This is a genomic window from Neolewinella sp., assembly GCF_965214665.1.
In the GTDB taxonomy this organism is placed as follows: Bacteria; Bacteroidota; Bacteroidia; order Chitinophagales; family Saprospiraceae; genus Neolewinella.
Window position 1 is genome coordinate 2,718,899 of record NZ_OZ243970.1, and the last position, 18,021, is coordinate 2,736,919.

Below are 18,021 nucleotides of genomic sequence, written 5' to 3' on the forward strand. Positions count from 1 at the left end.
GCGGGGAAGACTAACGGGTAAAAGCTACGATGAGAGAGACCAGCGACAGGGTAGCCGAGGCGTACCCCACAATACGCTGCAGGGGGTCGGCCACGGTGGCTACCCGTGCCTCGATAGGCTCCACGTAGATGACATCGTTTTGCTCCAAGTAGTAGTAAGGCGAGGAGAAGATGTCCTGGCTCTGTAGGTTAAGCCGCGCAAAGGTACGCACCCCACCGTCCTCGCGCATCACTAAAACGTTGGTTCGGTTGGCATAGGTCGTCAGATCGCCGGCAATTCCGAGCGCCTCGAGTAGGGTAACCCGCTTGTTGGATAGCCGCAGTAGCCCCGGAGCGTTCACCTCGCCTAGTACGGTGACCTTGAAGTTGAGGAACCGGATGTTCACTACGGGATCCTTCAAATAGCCCGCGGCCAGCTGCTCGACTACTTTGCGTTTAACCTCCGACAGCGTCAGCCCCCCCACGTAAATAGCGCCCAGCACGGGAAAGTCGATGTAGCCGGCATCATCTACGAAATACCCCGTGGTAAGTTCCAGTTGGAGGGAGCCGGTACTACCTCCCCCCGCATTCTGAAAGCGTTCCGTACCCTCCGGGGGGGGGTTGAAGGGGGCGGCGGCATCAGGATTCAGGCTACTAACGGTAATGCGAAGCAGGTCCTCGGATTGCACCGTAAGATCGATACGGTTGTCGATCTCCTGAGGACTGAGGGTGGTAGGGTCCAGGGGATTAAAATTGACCAGTTCTCGGTGCGATACACAGGAAGAAACGGTCGCCAGTACCAGTAACCATAACGCGAATCGAAGCATACTCATAAGGATTAATGGCCGGCCAGTTTAGGTGACCCACTCCCGATTTTGCCAGGGTAAAGCGGTGAGCAATTTGCTGTATTTCGAAGTATTCAAAAACTTACGCAGGCCCTCGAGATGCCCCTCGTGGTGCGCATCGGTACCCAGCAGATGAACCAATTGTTGGTCGATCAGCTGCTCGGCAATCTTTTGTTCCGTGCGCCCGTAGTGCCCCATCAGCGAAAGGATGTTGACCTGTAACTTCACGCCACGCGCGACCATATGGCGATATTCTTCGAAGCTATTGTGGTAGAAGCGGTAGCGCTCGGGGTGGGCCAAAACGGGTTGGTAGCCCTTAGTCATCAACTCAAAGAAGAGGGCATCCCGGTTGGCGGGGGCTGCGACAAAGGCGAACTCGACCAACACGTGCTTACCGGGTAGGGTGAGCAGCTCGTTGGCCTCCAGGTGGTGCACGAAGCCCTCGTCGATGAGGTACTCTGCGGCCGCGTCTAGTTCCACCACCAGCTCGGTATCGGCCACCGCCTCCCGTACGCGAGCCAGGGCGGCTCGGATAGTTTGTGGCGTATTGGGATAGAAGTCAGCCATCACGTGGGGGGTGGCAATGAGCTTGGTGTAGCCCATATCGACCAGTTGCCCAATGAGCCGGAGGCTGTCGGCCATAGTCTTAGCCCCATCGTCAAGCCCCGGCAGCCAGTGCGCATGCATATCGAGGCTCAGCCCGGTAAAGTCAGCGGGGGGTCGCTTGCGTGATCGCAGGAAGTCAAACATCACCGCTTTACCTTTTGGGTTGCACCTGCGGCCGCGCCCAGTGTGTGCGCATAGTAGCTTCTGTACCAAGCAAGGAAAGCGCGGATGCCGTGGCGAATATCAGTCTGTGGCTTATAGTCGAGTTGGTCCATGAGGTCCTGTACATTAGCGTAAGTGGCGGGTACATCTCCGGGCTGTAGGTCCATCATCACCTTCTCTGCGGTTTGCCCCAGCTCCTCCTCGATGGCGGCGATGAATTGCATCAGCTTAACGGGGTTGTTGTTGCCAATGTTATAGATCTTGTAGGGTGCCCGCGAGCTGGCCGGGTCGGGTTGCATGCCCGACCACTGCGGGTTGCCCGCCGGGGGGTGCGCGATAACGCGTGTGATGCCCTCCACAATATCGTCGACGTAGGTAAAGTCGCGCACCATGTTGCCGTGGTTGAATACCGTGATGGGCTGGCCACTCAGGATGGCCTCGGTAAACAAGAAGAGTGCCATATCGGGCCGCCCCCAGGGGCCATATACCGTAAAAAAGCGCAGGCCGGTGGTCGGAAGCCCGAACAGGTGGCTGTAGGTGTGGGCCATCAACTCGTTGCTCTTCTTGCTGGCCGCATAGAGGGAGATGGGGTGATCTACGTTGTCGCTCGTGGCGAGTGGCATGCGCTCATTGAGCCCGTAGACACTGGAGCTGGAGGCGTAGGCGAGGTGCTTCACGCCGTGGTGGCGGCAGCCTTCCAGGATATTGGTAAACCCAATGATGTTGCTGTCGATGTAGGCCCGGGGGTTCACCAAGCTATACCGCACTCCGGCCTGAGCAGCCAGATTGACCACAGTGGTGAAGCCTTCGGCCTCGAATAGTGCATCGAGCCCGTCGCGATCCGTCAGGTCAAGCTTTACAAAACGGTAGTTTGGCTGGGTGGTACTCTGCACGACTTGGCCATAGGCGATCGCTTCGCGGGCGATCCCAGCCTCGGCCAGACGGTCGTACTTGACGTTCACGTCGTAGTAATCGTTGATGATATCGAGGCCGACTACCTGCCGCCCGTCGTGGACAAGGCGCTGCGCTAGGTGAAAACCGATGAATCCCGCGGTACCGGTAACAAGAATCATGAGCGAAGATTAGGGGGTAGAAGGAAGGTCGCTTTAGAGGCGCCAGATGACCTCATCGGGCTGCAGTGCCTTGCGGTCGTAGATTCCCTTGAGGTCGAATAGCAGGAGGGCATCCCTGCTGATGGACCGGAATTTAGCTAGGGTGAAAGATTTGAACTCCTGGTGAGCCACGGCCACCACAATGGCATCATAGCCCGCACCGATGGCCTCTACCATGGTCAGGCCGTATTCGTGTGCGATTTCGTTGGGGCTGGCGTGGGGGTCGTAGAGTTGGACGTTGACCCCGAAGTCCATCAATTCGCGGACTACGTCGACCACCTTGGAATTGCGAATGTCGGCTACGTTTTCCTTGAAGGTGACGCCAAGCACCAATACCTTGCTCCGCTTGGGGTTCTTGTCGGCCTTCAGCAGCGCTTGCACGAGCTCCTTAGCGATAAAGGCCGGCATGCGGTCGTTAATACGCCGGCCGCTGGCGATCACCAGGGGGTCGTAGCCCAGTTTAACGCTCTTATGCAGCAGGTAGTAGGGGTCGACGCTGATGCAGTGCCCGCCGACCAGGCCCGGACGGAAGGGTAAGAAGTTCCATTTGGTACCGGCGGCCTCCAGCACGTCCTGGGTGTCGATGCCCATCTGGCGAAAGATGATGCTCAACTCGTTGACGAAGCTGATATTGACGTCGCGCTGGCTGTTTTCGATCACTTTGGCGGCCTCTGCTACCTTGATGCTGGCCGCCTCATATATACCGGCGGTGATAACATCACCATAGATGCCGGATACAATCTCCAGTGTTTCGGAGTCACTGCCACTGACAATTTTTAGTATTTTGTCCACCGTGTGCTCCTTATCGCCGGGGTTGATGCGCTCGGGAGAGTAACCTACGGTAAAATCTTGGCGGTAGGTAAGGCCGCTCTCCGCCTCCAGGATCGGTACGCAGTCCTCCTCCGTACAGCCGGGATAAACGGTGGATTCGAACACTACGATGTTGCCCGCCTGGAGGGACCTACCCACGGAGTGCGATGCGCCAAGTAGCGGTTTAAGGTTCGGGGTACGACTTTCATCCACCGGGGTAGGCACCGCGACGATATGAAAAGATGCACCGGCCAGGTCGGCGGCATTGGCGGTGAAGGTGATGTCCTTATCAATAAACGAGTCCGGTTCAAGCTCTCCGCTGGGGTCGTGCCCCCTACGCATCATTTCAATCCGGGAGGCGCTGATGTCAAAACCGATGACGCGAAATTTTTTGGCTAGTTCGAGGGCCAGGGGGAGCCCCACGTAGCCAAGACCTACTACGGAGATCGCTTTGTCCTTGCTGCGGTAGGCAGACAGTTCCTGTTTGGCCCGTAACGGGGTAGAAGTTCCGTTTAATTTCACTGGGGGTGGCATGAGATGAATAGATTGGGAATGGTCAGACGGCTTGGAGTTCGACCATGGTGCGGAAGGTGCGCGAGCTTTGGTGCAAGGAGGCAAAGGTACCGATCTCGTACGCACCGCCGGGCTGGAGTAGGACGATCTGGTCAGCCTGACGGATGGTAGACAAGCGGTGTGCGATGACCACCAGGGTGAGGCTACCGGCCAATGACTCAATATTTTTCCGGATCGACTGTTCGCTTTCCGAGTCAAGGGCTGAGGTAGCTTCGTCCAGGATCAGCAGATCCACCCGGCGGTACAGCTCCCGGGCAATGGAGAGACGCTGCCGCTGCCCTCCGCTCAGGGTTAGGCCATTGAGCCCTACCGGAGCATCTAGGCCCAGTGGTAATGCACGGACGAAATCGGCGGCGTGCGCCAGGCGAAGCGCTTCCCAGACCGGCTCATCCTGCGTGGCCTGCGGATCCCACAACGTAACGTTATTGCGGATCGTATCGCTAAACACCTGAGCCTCCTGGGTGACGTAGCCGATCCGTTTGCGGTAGTCAGCCTTGGCGATATCATTCAGATCCGTGCCGTCAACCCGAACCATACCGGGGGCGGCCTGGAGTAGGCCACAGAGTAGGTCGACCAGCGTAGTCTTACCGCTGCCGCTCTGGCCTACGATGCCAACCGTCTCGTACCTGGCGATGGTAAGCGAAAGGTCGCGTAGTACCTGCTCCTCCCCGTAGGCGTAACTCAGGCGATCTAGCCGGATGCCCTGCTGCATTTCGGTAAAGGGGCGGTGACCCGGTGGCTCCTGCGCCGCCTGCAGGCGCTGTGTAAAGGACTCCACGTTAGTGATCGCTCCAGCTACCCCTAGAAAGCTATTGTAACAATTTTGTACCGCGATCACTGAGGTGAGCGCCCGGTAGAAGAATAGCAAACTGAGGATAATCAAGCTAAGCGGCTGACTAAAGACGAAGGTATGGACGACGATGGCACTCACCACAACCAGTACGACGAGCGGTTCCCGCACGGCGGTAGCCAATCCGTTGAACACGCCGATACGGCGTTGCTGCCGTTCAATCTCGCGCATGCTAGTTTCGATCTTGGCCCGGTACCGGCTAATCAGCCCCGTTGCCTTTAGGAACTTAAAGGAGGCCACGCTTTCGATCAGAAAGCCCTGGTAGCGATTCATGTCCTGGCTGATGCGCCGGGAGGCATCCTCAGTAGCCCGGTTGATCCACACAAACGCCAGGTTCGAAAGCAGGCCGCCCACTACTACGATAGCGGCGAATCCGGGGTTGGCCAGGTAAGCCAAGCCGGCGTACACTACCGTCATAATGACGTACTGAAGCAGTTGGAAGTAGTTTAGGTAGGCCTGCCTCAGGCGCTGCACTTCCCCGCTCAATATATTTTGAATCCTGCCGGAGTGCGCGTGGGAGAAGTACGCAAAATCACACTCCAACAGCAGCTTAAGGTTGCGCAAGCGAATGGCATCGGCGAAGCGTTGCTGGAGCACCACCCGAGAAAAATCCATGGCGAAGCGAGCCACCCCCTTCAGCACGAAGAAGAACAGCATAACCCAGAGCACCGTCGGTAGATCGACGCTCAGTCCCAGTCTTCGTAGCCTCTCCAGTATAAAGAACAGCTCCCCCTGGGCAACGGCCGTAGCCCCGTCGGCGCCGCCGCCGGCAACTTGTAGCAGGGGAAGAAACATCGCCAGCCCGAAGCCGTCCAGCAACGCTACCAGCAGACTGCTTAGCAGGGTAAGCCAGATCCACCGTCCTACGTACCGGTAGTAAAAGCGGAAGTAATACAGGAGCTTTGGCTCCGGTAGCCTGACCCGCATACTCACACTAGATTTTCGAGGTAACTGCCGTAGCCGCTCTTGCGCAGCGGAACGGCAATGGCCCGCAACCGCTCACGGTCGATGTACCCCATCCGGTAGGCTACCTCCTCAATGCAACCGATCTTGTAGTCCTGCCGCTTCTCAATGACCCGCACGAACTCGGCCGCATCGTGTAGGCTCTCAAAAGTACCCGTATCAAGCCAGGCGGTGCCCCGCCCCATGACCCCCACCTGCAGCGTGCCCTCTTCCAGGTAAAAGCGGTTCACATCCGTGATTTCGTACTCCCCCCGTGCACTGGGCCGGATGCCCTTGGCCACCTCTACCACCCGCTCGTCGTAAAAGTATAAACCCGGCACGGCATACCTGCTCTTGGGTATCTGGGGCTTCTCTTCGATACTAATCACATTATTCGCTGCGTCGAATTCTACCACACCGTAGCGCTCGGGATCCTGCACGGGGTAGGCAAAGACCCGCGCCCCGGTTTCCAGTTGCGTACTTTCCTGAAGCAATCGCGTCAGCCCGGCTCCGTGAAATATATTATCGCCGAGAACTAACGCACAGGGAGCGCCGGCAATGAAATCTTCCCCCAGCACGAACGCCTGGGCCAGTCCATTAGGTTCCTCCTGAATGGTATAGCTGAAGGAGCAACCTAGTTCGGACCCGTCCCCCAGTAGGTACTCGAAGGCAGCCCGGTCGCGGGGGGTGGAGATGATCAGTATCTCACGGATCCCGGCCAGCATCAGTATCGACAACGGGTAGTAGATCATCGGCTTGTCGTACACCGGCATGAGCTGCTTACACACCCCCTTAGTGATGGGGTAGAGCCGCGTGCCCGACCCCCCCGCTAGTATGATTCCTTTCATAACGAAAAAGTCTTAACGGTGGGCATACATCGCGGCGTAATAATCGCGGTAGGCTCCACTGGTTACACCAGCTACCCACGCTTCGTTGCTCAGGTACCAGTTCACAGTACGCACGATGCCCTCCTCAAACCGCACGTCGGGCACCCAACCCAGTTCCCGCTCTAGCTTCGTCGCATCGATGGCGTACCGCAGGTCATGCCCCGCCCGGTCGGTGACGTACGTGATCAGTCGCTCACTGCTGCCCGGCGCACGGCCCAACTTTCGGTCCATGGTCTGACAAAGCAGGCACACCAGATCGATGTTGCGCCACTCGTTGTGCCCCCCGATGTTGTAGGTTTGGCCCCTGCGCCCACGGTGCAGGATCAGATCGATCGCCCGCACGTGGTCTTCTACGTAGAGCCAGTCGCGCACGTTGATGCCCTGCCCGTAGACCGGCAGGGGTTGCTGGTGCAGGATGTTGTTGATGCACAGGGGGATCAGTTTTTCGGGAAACTGGTTGGGCCCGTAGTTATTCGAGCAGTTACTTAGCACTACCGGCATGCCGTAAGTATGATGCCAGGCCCGCACCAGGTGGTCGCTTCCCGCCTTAGAGGCCGCGTAGGGGCTTCGGGGGGCGTAGCTAGTCGTCTCGGTAAATAGCCCGGTAGCGTCCAGGGAACCATACACCTCGTCAGTGCTCACGTGGTAGAACAGCTTACCGGTAAAGTTTCTGTGCCAGACCTCCCGGGCCACCTGCAGGAGTTGCGCCGTACCAATCAGGTTGGTCTGCACGAAGGTGAGCGGTTCTTCAATACTCCGATCTACGTGGCTCTCGGCCGCCAGGTGCACGACCGTGTCGATGGGAAAGTCAGCAAAGACCTGCCGTAGCGCCTCCGCATCCCGAATGTCAGCCCGCACGAAGCGGTAGTTATCCCGATCGGCCACATCTACCAAGTTGGCCAGGTTGCCGGCGTAGGTCAGTAGGTCCAGGTTGAGTACCAGATAGTGCGGGTACTTAGTGACCAGGTAGCGCACCAGGTGGGAGCCGATGAAGCCCGCACCCCCCGTAACTAAGACCGTTCTGTTCGTCATGTGGTAAGGGTATCCAGCCAGCTGGCCAGTTTTTTTACTAGTTCGGGGTGGCTGTACTGGTCTATCGCTCCGCTATCCTGGCTTATTTCATCGCCCCGCCGGTAATTGCGGTACCATTCCCGTAAGGTTTGGGCGGGCAACGCAGGTGCAGCGGTATAGGCAAAGGTCCGTCCAGCCCCCACCCCCTCGATTATACGGGCCACGTCACTGTCGGCGGGGCCAAAATTCAGCATCGGGCGGCGGGCGGCTAGGTATTCAAATAACTTACCGGGGATCCTTCCCGCGGCGTTCTCCTGCTGATTCAGGAGTAGGAGCAGAACGTGACTATTCACCGTCTGCTGCAGGGCTTCCGCCCTGCTTACCGCCCCCATAAACCTGGTTTGTTCGAGTAGCCCGTAGGCCTCGATCTGTTGCCGCACCCGGTGGTCCACCTGTCCGTAAAGTCTAAGCTCGAAGGCACTGGCAAAGCCCTCCTCCCCCTGGTTGAGCTGTTGGATTGCCGCGAAGAGGACCTCCGGCTTGCGGTCGTACCCCATGATGCCGAGGTGAGACAGGGTAAACTTCTTGTGCGGCACGCGTTCGATGCCCGCGAAGTCTTCCGGATCGTATCCCCAGTACAGTACCCTGACATTCCGGGCACCGATCTCCTCTAGCTTAGCTTTCCAGCTGGGGCTTACTATAGTAGTAAGGCTCGCTTGGGCAAAGGCCTCGGCCTCCATTCGTTCGTGCCGCCGTCTCCCCCAGCGGGTGAGGTGTAATAGTTGGTAGTAATCCACCTGCGTCCACGGATCCTGAAAATCCGCTAACCACGGTAGGCCGGTCTGCCGACTTACCAGGGTGGCAATTCGCGTATTGCTGTGGGGGGGGCCATCGGACAGGATGGCATCGACCGGGTGCCGTTGGAGGTAATCGAGTAACCGGCTGACGGCCCCCCGAATCCAGAAGGCACGTGCATCGGGAATGAAAAAGTTGCTTCTGACCCAAACGGCGAGCCGGTGTTTCCAACCACCATCCTCCTCACTAGTGTAGAAGACGTTATTGACATTCTCTTCCGGTGGTTTACCCAGAAACTTCTTGTACCAGCCGTAGGGCTCCCAAATGGGGTGTCGAATGATCTCGATCCCCGCCGGAATGTCCACGTCATTGGAATGGTCAATGGTGGGATAATGCGCATTTCGGGCGGTAAACACCACGGGTTCCCAGCCATACTGCCGTAAATACTTAGCAAACTTCAGGCAGCGAAGCACGGCTATACCACCGGATGGTGGCCAGTAGTACGAAATGATGAGGACCCGCTTCAACACGGCTTCGCCGTCCATGTGTCGCCAGCACTAGGTCCAAGCCACGCCTGCGGCAATACTGTAACCGGTAGAACCGAAAAAATCACGACGTTTTGATCTCGGCGAGTGAAATGATGTCGGCGGAAGAAACCTCACAGGTCATCAGGCGCGCGTCGAGCCCATCGAAAGAAATGATGAAGGCCTTTTTACTCCTTGCCTCGACGTAGTGACCGCGCACGCCGGCCAGCGGCCCACGCGCAATCTCTACCCGACAACCGCGTCGGAGGGGCAGGACCGCATCCTCTACGGCCCAGCTCAGCGAAAGGTCACAGGAGATGCGACGCAGCACCTCGATCTCCTGCTCAGTGACCTGCTTTCGTACCCTGCCGATGCGGACAAAGCCGAAAACGAACGGTGCGGCATGGACAGCGGCAGCCTCGCGACCGATGATTTTCACAAATACGTAGCCGCCTAGGAGGGGAATTTGCCGTACTCCGGTCTTAGATTTGTAGTGGTAAGGACGCTCGCGTAACGGCAAAAAGCAGTTGATCTCCTGCTGGCGAAGCAGTTTCGCTACTACCTTCTCTTTACGGTACCCTACCCGGAGCGCAAACCACCGAGCCTCCGTAGGATGCAAATCATCCGTAGCAGTAGACCGTAACGGTTTAAGCAGACTAGGTCTAGCGGCTATAAACACTTAAACTGTGAATTTAGAGCGGTTTAACTTTCTAAGAGTGTGCAAAGGTAAGGCAAATTTGCACAAAATACTACCGCCCCGGACCTGACGGTTCCGGGGCGGCGGTATGAGCGGCAGAACGCCGATGGCGTGGAGTTTACTCCGTAATCACGAAGCGAACGCTGCGTAGATCGTCTCCGTTTACGACCTGTAGGATGTAGGAGCCGGCCTGGTATCCGTCCAGCTCAAGCCGGTAAGTACCGATACTAGCCCGGGTAGTCATCTCGTGAATGCGACCGGCAGCATCATAGATGCGCATGGTGACCTCGCCCTTGAACGATTCGGGGATAGTGACCCGCACATCACTGCCGCGGCTTGGATTGGGATATACCCCCACTTCGTCGCGCTGGGGAGCCGTCCGGGCCGAAGCCTGGGGGATCGATCCACCCGCTACGCTTGCGCAGGCGGCCTGTAACTCGAAGGAACCGATGTCACGGGTACCCACTACGGACTGGCCGATCTGATCGGGCCGGTCGTCGTTGGGGTTACCGGCACCGACCACCGGGCTACCGCAATTGGGCATATAGGTGAAGGTCATACCACCGTTATCCATCAGCATGCCTAGTTCAGCGGCCGGGCCGGAGACGTCGTTGCCGTCGGCTGCCAGGTCACTCCCGTCGATGTTACCCAGGAAGTTGTACCCTCCGGAGTTCGCATCGCCGCCTCCACGACTAAAGTTGGGGTCTTCGGCCGCATCGTTATCGCTCAGAATGCTTCCCTGGATACTCAGACTAGCCACTCCACCCGTGCTACTTACTAAGTTGATGGATTGAGCAATACCGCCACCGGTAGCAGCCGTATTGTCCACAATGGTCGTGTTGATGATGCTGGCACTGGCCACGTTTGCGATGCCTCCTCCCGATTCCGCGGTGTTGCCGCTGATGGTAGAAGCCAGCACGGAGAGCGAACCTCCGTCGTCATTGGCAATACCACCACCGGCGGTGGTAGCGGCGGCTCCGGCTACAGCGCTGGTCTGTAATACGTTGTCTGCGATGGTACTGGACGATACGTTCAGATCGCCACCGTTGTTGTAGATACCGCCTCCGGCGACGCGCTCGCCCGTGCCGGTACCGGCGGAAAGCACGGAGTTACCCGTGATAGACACGCCGGTCACTTCCATGAGGGCATTGGTCTGGTTCCACAGTCCACCGCCCTGGCTGAAGGCAACATTATTGGTTACCGAGCCGCCATTGAAATCGACGGAACCTTCCGGATCCGAAACGTGGAGTGCGCCACCATTGCCGGGGTTGGCACCGGCATCATTACCGTCGTAGTCGACATCGAATGACGAGTAGCTGCCTACGGCCACCTCGACGCCACCCCCGGCCCGATTGGCCGTGTTGGAGGATATGACGGACTCGATGACAATCACCTGGGAGGTGAGAAGTGGATCGGTGACGTCACCGGCACTCAGGATACCCCCACCGCTACCGGACGTACCGGTGGCACTGTTGTTAGTAATCTGGGTACTACCGGATACCTCGACCGTACCGCCGTCGTTGTAGATTCCGCCACCACCCTGGATATTATCCGGGGCACCGTCACCGGCCGCTACGTTTCCGTCGATCACTGTGCTGAACACGGACATGTTACCCTGGCCGTTCCAGAGGCCACCACCTTCGGCACCGGCGGTGTTGTGGCTCACGGAAGAGGTCTGAATGGATGCATCACCGGCTCCGCCGACGTGAATACCGCCGCCGTTACCGGGGCTGGTCATGACCTCGTTGCTATCGATAGTGGAGCGCACGACGAACAATCCACCCAGCTCCCCGGATGCGTCCTCGACTCCCCCACCGGCGCGTTCGGCTTCGTTGGCATTGATGATGGCCTCGGTGACGGTCAGGATACCGCCCTCGGCGTTGAGCACCCCACCGCCGCTGCCAGCGGTACCGTCGGCGACGTTGCCTCTGATTTGCGTGTCTTCATTGACGTTCAGCGTTCCACCGTTGTTATAGATGCCGCCGCCGCCCATCGTGGCATCGTCACCCGAGGCGGTATTGCCACTGACTATGACTCCGCGTACATTCATCTCTCCCAGATCATTCCAGAGTCCACCGCCTTCTGAGGCTGCGGTGTTTCCATTGACGACACTACGCAGGATATTGAGGTTACCAGCGGCACCCACGTGGACACCGCCACCGTTACCGGGGGCACTGCTGGCAGTATTGTTGTTGATTCGGGAGCTTACGATTCGGCTGATAAAGGTAGGGCCGGAAGCGTCTTCCAATCCACCACCTGCACGATTGGCGGTATTACCCGCGATGGTCGCGTCGTTGATGCGTAGCATACCGGGCACCGGAGCGTCTTCGGTACCGCCCATGCCATGAAAAATTCCACCGCCACTACCGGACTCTCCGGTAGCCGAGTTATCGAGGATACGGGTGTTGGGGTTGACCACTAGCATACCTCCATTATTGTATACACCGCCGCCGCCTTCGGTAGCAGTGGCACCCTGTGCTTCGTTGTTAGCTACCAGCACGGAGCGGATCGACATACGACCTACATCGTTCCAGAGGCCGCCGCCTTCGGAACCGGCAACGTTGAAGCTTACCGATCCACCGCGCATGTAGAAGCCACCGCCGGAGCCCACGTGGATACCACCGCCGTTGCCGGGATTGGTGGCCACGGTATTGCTATCGATCCGGGCGTTAAAGATGAGAAAGGAAGTCTCCGGACCGGATGCGTCTTCGATACCGCCGCCGGCACGGTTGGCCGTGTTGCTACTCACGGTAGCATCGTTGACCCGTAGGCTACCCCCTAGGTTGAGAATACCGCCGCCACTACCTGCCTCACCGGTAGCCCGGTTATTGGTCACGCGGGTATTGGGGTTGACGATCATGGTACCCGCCAAGTTGAAGAGGCCGCCACCGCCCGTGGTGCTGGCGTCGCCCTGTGCCTCGTTGTTGTCGACTAGGGTGGAGCGGATGGTAAGCATTCCGGAGCCAAGCCAGATACCACCACCCTCGTTGCCAGCCGTGTTGTTACTGACCTCGCCACGGTAGACCATTACGTCGCCGTTGCCCCCTACGTGGATACCACCCCCGTTACCGGGGCTCATGTTTACCGTATTGCCGGTGATCGAAGTAGCAACTACCTCAAAGGCCGTGGCACTATCTTCTCCTTCTCCCGAGGCATCCTCGATACCACCACCGGCGCGATTAGCTTGGTTGTTACTGATCATGGAATTTTTCACGATCAGGGTGCCACCGGGTTGATTGATGATACCACCACCGGAGCCGGAGGTGCCCAGTGCCGTGTTGTTGGTAATCAAGACACGGTTTAGGATTAGCGTGCCCTCGGAAGAGATAGCTCCTCCACCCTGGTTAGCCTCATTTCCCGCAGCCACACAGTCACTGATCGTAACGGTGTGGAGCGTGAGGCTGGCCACATCACGGACGCGAATTCCACCGCCGACGGCCGCAAAGCCATCCCGGATATACAGCCGGGTAATCCTTACCTGAGAAGTACCGAGGATCCGGAAGATCCGGCTATCGCTATCGCCACTAAGCACCGTTTGGTCCATGCCATTGCCGACAATCGTAAGGTTCTTGTTTGAGATGACGAGCGCCTCTTCAAGGGTAAAGGTCGACCCATTGGTACTTGCTGCAAACACGATGGAATCACCGGAAGCCGCCGTACGAACAGCATTCCGTAAACTGCCCGCAGCCGGAGAATCTGCACTATCGCTAGTATTGGTAACCGTAATAGTGGCCGCCGTCAGTAGAGGCACCAGAGAAAAAAATAACAGCAGCGTAAACAGCCACCGTAAGGGGTAAAGCTTTGTCATAAAAACTGGGTTTAAAGATCAAGTTAAGGATGATGGATACCCTCACACAGGGAGAGTAACGATAGTAAGTACGGTGCCGATACGACACACAGTTTCGCCAATTACGGCAAAAAATTGGATTTAAGGAGGTTTTTCAAGCTAAGACACAATATAATGTGCTTCTTGCGGCTGATTCCGCTGATGCGAACCGGCCCAAAAGGCTTTTTCATGAGATAAATCGGATGTGCCCTTAGGCCAATCCGGCAGTTAAACGGCATAAGGCAATCCCGGCGTGTATGTTCATTTCTTAAAGGAGAAAATCAGTACCCACCGGTATACCGCCTTAGCACCCACTCCCCCGTAAACAGTAGTAGCAGGAGGAAGAAGATACTGCGCAAGTTAAGGATTGTCCGCGTATTCACCGTCTCAAACAGCAATGGCTTCACATTTCCCCCCGCAGCGAGAAGGTCAGGGAGCTCTTCGAGCTGAGTGGGTAGGAGGAAATCGCCACCGTAGCGCTCGCTCAACTGCCGCAGCAGCCCGTGATCCGCCTCCAGGCTGTAACGTTCGACCTCCACGGCCTGTACGCTGAAGCGGCCGGCGCTCACTAGCTCTCCTCCCCCGTCGCTGGTCGTGGCCTGGTAAGCGTAACTACCTACTGGCAGGGTGCCAGCATTCAGGGTGTAGGCGTTGGTGGTACGGGTAAAGGTATAGGGATATTCCTGCCCCCCCGGACCCGTGATCACCACGCGGGCCTCGGGCTCGTTCACGAGCTCGTAGCTGCTGTTGTACAGCTCGGCATCGAGGCGTACGGGTTCGTTCTCGGCAAAGACGTTCTCTGGCAAACTCACCCGGAAGCGCCGCTTGTCCTCCTGCACCGTGAGGTACTGCGTAAGCTGACTCACCAATTCGTCAAAGCGATCGTGGGTGCCGCCGTCGAGGTAGTCGTAGAACCGCCACTGCCAGAGGCCGGTGCCGAGTAGTACGCCCGTACGCACGCCCTGACTCTGCCCCACCACGAGCAGCGGATATTCCGTGTCTACCCGACCGATACGTTGCCGCAGCAACACATTTGCCCCGGGCCCCGCCGCAAAGTTGCCAAAGGCCGCCGTGAGGGGAGGGAAGGAAGGTAAAAAATCACGGACTGCATCACTTAGCGTAAAGGTCGTGAAGGGGACCACCAGCGTGGCACTTACCTCGTTGCCCTGCACCTGCGCTCCGCCGCCCCCTAGGCTGACGAGCTCCTGTGCCGCATTCAGGAGGGGAGCGGGTACGGCAGGACCGGTGATGTACCAGCTTGGGATGGACTCCTGCCGCATCGTCCCGAAAAGGCCGGAAAGCCGCTGGGTCGCCGCGGGAAGCTGATGGAGGATGACCAGGTCGTAGTCCTGCACCCGGCCGGTAAAGCGGTCGGCGTAGGCGATGTCGACCTCGTTATTCTGCCCGGTGCGGAGCGATTGGCGGAGGGCCGAAAGATCGGGATGGGGAGAGGCGGCCAGGATCAGGATCTTCTGCCGCACGTCGAGTACGTCGACGAAGATGTCCCGTTGGTTGTTGGCCGTGATGAGCTCGCCGGCCAGGGTGGACAGGGCAATACGGTAGCGCTGGACGCCAGCCTCATCAGCATCCAGCACGACCTCGCGGGTGGTGAAAAAGTCGGGCTGATCGATGGCGATGCGCTCGGTGTGCAGCGCCTCGTTGCCGCCCTCCCCAATGCGGGTAACGGTAAGCGTAGTGGCTTCGGCGCTAGCGTTGCGGGCGTTGACGTCGATCTGGATCGAAAACTGGTCGCCGAGGTAAGCGATGCGGTTGTGGAACACCCGGCTCACGCGCAGGTCGCGGCGCTGGGTCGTATCGCCGAGACCTATAGTATATACGGGAGCCTGTAGGCCGTAGTCGCGGTAGGCCGGGTTACTGCCCTCGTTGTAGATACCGTCGGTGGCCAGTACGACGGCGCCGAGGTTCTGGTTGCCGTAAACGTCGCTGATCTGCGACAGGACGGCGTCGAGGTTGGTCTGCTTATCGGTGAAGGTGAGGGGACCGTCCTGGGTGGTGCCGCTGCCGAAGGTATAGGTGACCACATCGTACGATTCGGCGAGCTCGTCGCGCAGGGCATTCCAGCGGGCGGCGTAATCGGTGGTGTCGGTTTCCAGTCCGACGGACTCACTCACGTCCTGAGCCAGCACCACGATGGGTTCCTGCTGATCAGTCTGCACGAAGCGCAGGAGGGGGGAAAGCAGTAGCGCGGCCAGTAGACTGTAGCCCAAAAAGCGCAGCACGGCCATGGTCCACAGTAGCGCACGCGGCGCGGGGCTACCGGCGCGGAAATACAGTAACAGGGCCACCCCCAACCCGGCCAGTGCACAAAGCACGAGGTACCAGACGGGGTATTCAAAGGTGAGCGCTTGCATAAGTTGGGGGCGGCGAATCTACTCCACGAACTTATAGCCAACGCCCCGTACGCTCAGGAAGTGTGTGGGGTTCTTGGGGTCACGCTCGAAGTACTTGCGGAACGACAGAATGAAGTTGTCGATGGTGCGCGTGCTGGGGTACACGTCATAGCCCCACACCGACTGGAGGATCTGCTGACGGCTAACTACTTCCCCACGCCGTTCGGTGAGCAGTTTGAGTAGCATAGCCTCCTTCTTAGTCAACGTAAAGGTGCCCTGGTTGCCGGTAGCCTCGTAGGTAGCGAAGTTGACGCGGTTATCGCCGAAGGTAAATAGCTCCGGCTGCACCTCGGGCGATTTGCTGGTGCGCTCGATGAGGCGGTTGACCCGTAGCAGTAGCTCCTCGAAAACGAAAGGCTTGGTGAGGTAGTCATCGGCCCCCTTTTTAAGGCCCTGGATACGGTCCTGGGCCTGGTCTTTAGCGGTGAGGAAGATGATGGGCGTATCGCGGTTGGTGAGCCGGATCTGCTCCACGACCTGGAATCCGCTGACCTCGGGGAGCATCACGTCCACCACCATCACGTCGAAGTGCTGTCCGTCGGCGTGTTTGAGGGCCTTACGTCCATCCTCGGCAGTGACCACCTCGAAGCCCTCCAGCTCGAAGTTGAGCTTGACGGTATCGCGGATATTCTCTTCGTCTTCGACCAGGAGGATGCGGAGCATGGGGGCGGGGGGATTTGGGTGTTGGTACAACGGGGTTTGGGGAAAGGTTGCGGCAGACGACTTACCTTGATCCGACTTACCATATCATTATATGTTCCGCCTATCTCTACTCCTACTCCTCACCACCCCCCTAGCCGCCCAGTGGACCACCGACCAGGTCTACCGCGAGTACATATGGGTCACCCCTCCCGACTCCGGTGAGGCCTTCCTACGCGTAGGCGGCCGCTTCGGCTACGCCGCCCAGCCCGGTAAGCTGCCCGATTCCTTGCAGCAAGATGACGCCCTGCTGTTCCCCCAGGCGCTGGACCTGGCCGGGGCCACCCGTGCCACGCTCACCTTCGAAAAGGTGCTGGGCCATGAGGACAGCCGCGATCTCCACGTAGCCCTCAATGGCAACACGCCGATTTCGGTACCCGAGCCCACCGATGTGCCGGCACCACAGACCGAATACATGTACCACACCGACGTCTCCGTAGAGGTCCCCCTGGGGCAGCTGCACGAGGGCCACGACAACCGCTTCACCCTCACCCTCGATACCGCCCAGCGGTGGGGCTGGCCGCAGAACTTGTTCTATGCCGTCATCCTGCGCGTGTACTACCCTGATGAGGCCGGCCCCGAGATCGACTATCCGCAGGACCGCACCGTGCCCCCCACCAGCTACCTATATATAAAGGATGTGAAACCGGGCGATCAACTAGCCGATTATATCTTCATCGGGCGCGATATAGACTGGTCGGGCCGTGGCGTACAGCAGCGCAAGCACTGGCAGAGCCACCGGGGGGAACCGCTGCATACCATCGGCCGCAGTCAGGATACCTCCAACTTCTTGGCCCAAGCCTGGCAAACCGAATGGCTACCCAACCAAACCAGTTTTAGCGTACAGGCCCGTGTGCTCGGAGCTGACGGCAAGTACCGCGTCAGTGCCCCCCTTGAAAACCTCACCCTGGCCCCCCGCCCCTACACCGTGGCCGTCTACGGCGGGGAGGCGCCCCGCAACTGGGTCACCCGCTCGGGAGCCTTCGAGCAATCGATCGCGGTCAGCGATAGCATCGACCGGGCTAGTGCCTTCCGGGTCAACTGGGTCAGCTGGTCGCCCTGCTACAGCAACGGGGTGTTCCTCAATGGCCACCTGATCTGGGACCGTACGGAGGAGTGCTACTCCTTTGCCACCCACTCGCCGGAGTACCACGACCACGACGTGAGCTACCTTCAGCAGGGCGAGAACGTCATTTCCACTGCCCTCACGCCCCTGTTCCGCGGACAGATGGTGCACGGCATGGAGGTACAGTGGCCGGGCATGCAGCTGCTGGTCAAGTACGGCAAGTAACC

The 18,021-nt window shown here is 58.6% G+C and carries 13 protein-coding genes; 1 reads left to right on the forward strand and 12 read right to left on the reverse strand.

Annotated elements, in window-relative coordinates; genetic code table 11:
- Window positions 1–10 precede the first annotated feature (10 nt).
- From ACOOHD_RS11765 to ACOOHD_RS11820, 12 genes are all read right to left on the reverse strand, one after another.
- Entirely contained in the window at window positions 11–805 is a 795-nt protein-coding gene (locus ACOOHD_RS11765) for a polysaccharide biosynthesis/export family protein (protein ID WP_420458074.1), read from the reverse strand.
- A gap of 27 nt (window positions 806–832) precedes the next feature.
- The gene (locus ACOOHD_RS11770) at window positions 833–1,573 is read right to left on the reverse strand and encodes a tyrosine-protein phosphatase (protein ID WP_420458075.1); all 741 of its coding nucleotides are present in this window, start codon (window positions 1,571–1,573) and stop codon (window positions 833–835) included.
- Window positions 1,573–2,664: an NAD-dependent epimerase gene (locus tag ACOOHD_RS11775; protein ID WP_420458076.1), complete on the reverse strand. Its 1,092-nt coding sequence runs from the start codon at window positions 2,662–2,664 to the stop codon at window positions 1,573–1,575. The genes ACOOHD_RS11770 and ACOOHD_RS11775 overlap by 1 nt, the downstream gene beginning before the upstream one ends.
- 33 nt (window positions 2,665–2,697) lie before the next feature.
- Complete coding sequence (locus tag ACOOHD_RS11780; RefSeq protein ID WP_420458077.1) at window positions 2,698–4,047, reverse strand: nucleotide sugar dehydrogenase; 1,350 nt, start codon at window positions 4,045–4,047, stop codon at window positions 2,698–2,700.
- Window positions 4,048–4,069: 22 nt separating this feature from the next.
- Window positions 4,070–5,863 (reverse strand): ABC transporter ATP-binding protein, encoded by a 1,794-nt coding sequence (locus ACOOHD_RS11785; protein ID WP_420458078.1) that lies wholly within the window; start codon window positions 5,861–5,863, stop codon window positions 4,070–4,072.
- A 2-nt stretch (window positions 5,864–5,865) separates the two neighbouring features.
- Window positions 5,866–6,726 carry a glucose-1-phosphate thymidylyltransferase RfbA gene (gene rfbA / locus ACOOHD_RS11790; protein ID WP_420458079.1) on the reverse strand — a complete coding sequence of 287 codons (861 nt, stop codon included), beginning with the start codon at window positions 6,724–6,726 and terminating at the stop codon, window positions 5,866–5,868.
- 12 nt (window positions 6,727–6,738) lie between these two features.
- Entirely contained in the window at window positions 6,739–7,797 is a 1,059-nt protein-coding gene (gene rfbB, locus ACOOHD_RS11795; protein ID WP_420458080.1) for a dTDP-glucose 4,6-dehydratase, read from the reverse strand.
- Window positions 7,794–9,116, reverse strand: a complete 1,323-nt coding sequence (locus ACOOHD_RS11800; protein ID WP_420458081.1) for a glycosyltransferase — start codon at window positions 9,114–9,116, stop codon at window positions 7,794–7,796. The genes rfbB and ACOOHD_RS11800 overlap by 4 nt, the downstream gene beginning before the upstream one ends.
- Before the next feature lie 64 nt (window positions 9,117–9,180).
- A complete protein-coding gene (locus ACOOHD_RS11805) occupies window positions 9,181–9,774 on the reverse strand; it encodes a transcription termination/antitermination NusG family protein (RefSeq protein ID WP_420458082.1) in 594 nt (197 codons plus the stop codon).
- A 136-nt stretch (window positions 9,775–9,910) separates the two neighbouring features.
- Window positions 9,911–13,600, reverse strand: a complete 3,690-nt coding sequence (locus ACOOHD_RS11810; RefSeq protein WP_420458083.1) for a T9SS type A sorting domain-containing protein — start codon at window positions 13,598–13,600, stop codon at window positions 9,911–9,913.
- A gap of 299 nt (window positions 13,601–13,899) precedes the next feature.
- Window positions 13,900–15,990, reverse strand: coding sequence for a hypothetical protein (locus tag ACOOHD_RS11815; RefSeq protein WP_420458084.1), 2,091 nt, complete (start codon window positions 15,988–15,990; stop codon window positions 13,900–13,902).
- Window positions 15,991–16,008: 18 nt separating this feature from the next.
- Complete coding sequence (locus ACOOHD_RS11820) at window positions 16,009–16,692, reverse strand: response regulator transcription factor (protein WP_420458085.1); 684 nt, start codon at window positions 16,690–16,692, stop codon at window positions 16,009–16,011.
- Between the two features lie 91 nt (window positions 16,693–16,783).
- Between ACOOHD_RS11820 and ACOOHD_RS11825 the strand changes: the two genes are divergently transcribed.
- Window positions 16,784–18,019: a hypothetical protein gene (locus ACOOHD_RS11825; protein WP_420458086.1), complete on the forward strand. Its 1,236-nt coding sequence runs from the start codon at window positions 16,784–16,786 to the stop codon at window positions 18,017–18,019.
- Window positions 18,020–18,021 lie beyond the last annotated feature (2 nt).